The following is a 2099-nucleotide window of genomic DNA, read 5'->3' as shown; positions in this document are numbered from 1 at the left end:
TTAAAACAGAACATCAATTAATAGATCTTTCCCTAACTGACGCTCTTCCGATCTCTCTTCCCTCTTCCCTCTTCTCTCTTCCCTGCTCCCTGCTCCCTGCTCCCTACTCCCTGTTCCCTGTTCCCTGTTCCCTGTTCCCTGTTCCCTTGTGTTTTATAAAATTACCGAAAAATAGAACAACCATGAAAAAAATATTAGCTTTATGGGCAACCCTTCGCTCAACCTCCACCGCCTTTGAAACAATGATGCTCCAAAGAGGAGATTTTCTTATTGTTCACGAACCTTTTGGCTTATCTTACTACAATTCTCCAGAGCGTCGCAACACCAATCGTTATCCAGATCTAGAACTCAATCCTGAATATAATTACCAAACAACCTGGCAAAGGCTAAAACAACAGGCAGATTCCCAGGCGGTTTTTATCAAGGATATGGCTTATTATATGTTCCACGTAGCCGATCGAGAATTTTTGTCTATCTTTGAAAATACTTTTATAGTGCGCCATCCCGCTAAAATGCTCCCATCACTTTACGACAAGTGGCCTGATTTGACTTTAGAGGAAACCGGTTATGCTGAGCTCTACAAACTCTTTGAAATGGCTAAAAAATTCAGTGGAAAAATTCCAGTAGTAATTGACTCTGACGATTTGGTGAAAAAGCCCGAAGCAACAGTTAAAGCTTACTGCGATGCTGTTGGTATACCGTTCATTAGAGAAGCCCTAAAATGGGAACCGAAATCCCGTCCCGAACTTACTAATTGGGACGGGGGAACTTGGATCGCTAACGCAATGTCTAGTAGTGGTTTCAAGGAGCAAAAGAAATATAATTATGTGGCAGTGGAAGATAATGAACACTTACAAAATGCTTATGAATTTTGTTTGCCTTATTACGAAAAGCTTTGGGAACATCGAATTCGTATTACTGAAAGTTGATGTTGAAATTAATGGACATTATAGCAACTATAGCAATTATACCTAATTGAATTGCAAACCGCTGTATGTGGTTGCGGGATAACTGGCAATGCTCATTGAAAACCCCTGCGAAGATAGATGAAATTTCCAATTAAAGCTGTACGTTTCCCAATAAATCCAATTATTAAGCAGGGAATGCCAGGATTAGAAGGCGATCGTGGTGCTAATATTAATGGTCCATCCCTGATTCGCGTTCCTGACTGGATTGAAAATCCCCTAGGACGCTATTATCTTTATTTTGCTCATCACTTGGGTAAATATATTCGTCTTGCCTATGCCGACTCTCTAGAAGGAGAGTGGAAGATCTATGAGCAGGGAACCCTACACTTGGACCAAACAACTTGCTTGGATCATGTTGCTTCTCCAGATGTCCATGTTGACAATGAAACCAAAAAAATACGGATGTACTTTCATGGCGACTATCAAGGGAGAGATAAGTACGATCAGGTGACAATGCTGGCAAAATCTGAAGATGGTCTACATTTTACTGCTTTGCCAGAGATACTTGGACCATACTATTTTCGAGTTTTCCAGCACAATGAATTCCACTATGCTATTGCCAATAACTGGTATGGTACAGTGATGAACAACCGTCCCATAGCTGGAATTGTACTCCGGTCGAAAGATGGTTTGACAGGGTTTGAGCCAGGACAAGATTTTATACTTAACCTACGACACGGTGCTGTATTGGTAAAAGGTGACAGGTTGCTCCTATTTTATTCCAGATATGGCGATGCTCCCGAACGTATTTTAATGAGCTACGTGGATTTAACCAAGGATTGGGAAAAATGGATTCTTTCAGAACCGGTTACAGTTATTGAACCAGAAATGGATTATGAAGGAGTTGCTTTGACTATTGTATCTTCGGAAGTTGGTGTTGCAGAAGAACCGGTGCGAGAACTGCACGACCCAGCTATCTACACCGAGGGAGAAAAGCTGTACTTACTCTATTCAGTAGCAGGGGAACAAGGGATCGCGATCGCTGAACTAAAATTTTGCTATTAATGGGACAGAGGATGGCATCGCTGGGGAACTCCTAGAAGCAGGAATTCCCAAAGAGCGTATTGTGTTAGGTTTCAAATCACCCGGAGTGAGGAAGCACACAGGGTTTGCAGTTGCATAAAGTGAGTC

2 protein-coding genes and 1 pseudogene are annotated in these 2099 nt (G+C 41.8%); all 3 read left to right on the top strand.

What is annotated here, in order from left to right; translation table 11 throughout:
• On the top strand, positions 1–929 hold a 929-nt coding region (locus tag F6K38_RS40225; protein WP_287360454.1), incomplete at its 5' end, for a sulfotransferase-like domain-containing protein.
• A gap of 117 nt (positions 930–1046) precedes the next feature.
• Positions 1047–1973, top strand: a complete 927-nt coding sequence (locus tag F6K38_RS40220) for a glycoside hydrolase family protein (protein WP_071106651.1) — start codon at positions 1047–1049, stop codon at positions 1971–1973.
• 4 nt (positions 1974–1977) lie between these two features.
• A pseudogene (locus F6K38_RS40215) lies at positions 1978–2091 on the top strand (element excision factor XisI family protein); the annotation flags it as partial.
• Between the last annotated feature and the right edge of the window lie 8 nt (positions 2092–2099).

The organism is Moorena sp. SIO3B2, from assembly GCF_010692525.1.
GTDB classification, from domain to species: Bacteria; Cyanobacteriota; Cyanobacteriia; order Cyanobacteriales; family Coleofasciculaceae; genus Moorena; species Moorena producens.
The sequence above is the reverse complement of the archived record's forward strand: the minus strand, read 5'-3'. Positions and strand labels throughout refer to the sequence as shown.

Bases quoted from the DNA above. Each gene is read 5' to 3' on its own strand.
- F6K38_RS40220 (WP_071106651.1), top strand. From the start codon at position 1,047: ATGAAATTTCCAATTAAAGCTGTACGTTTCCCAATAAATCCAATTATT.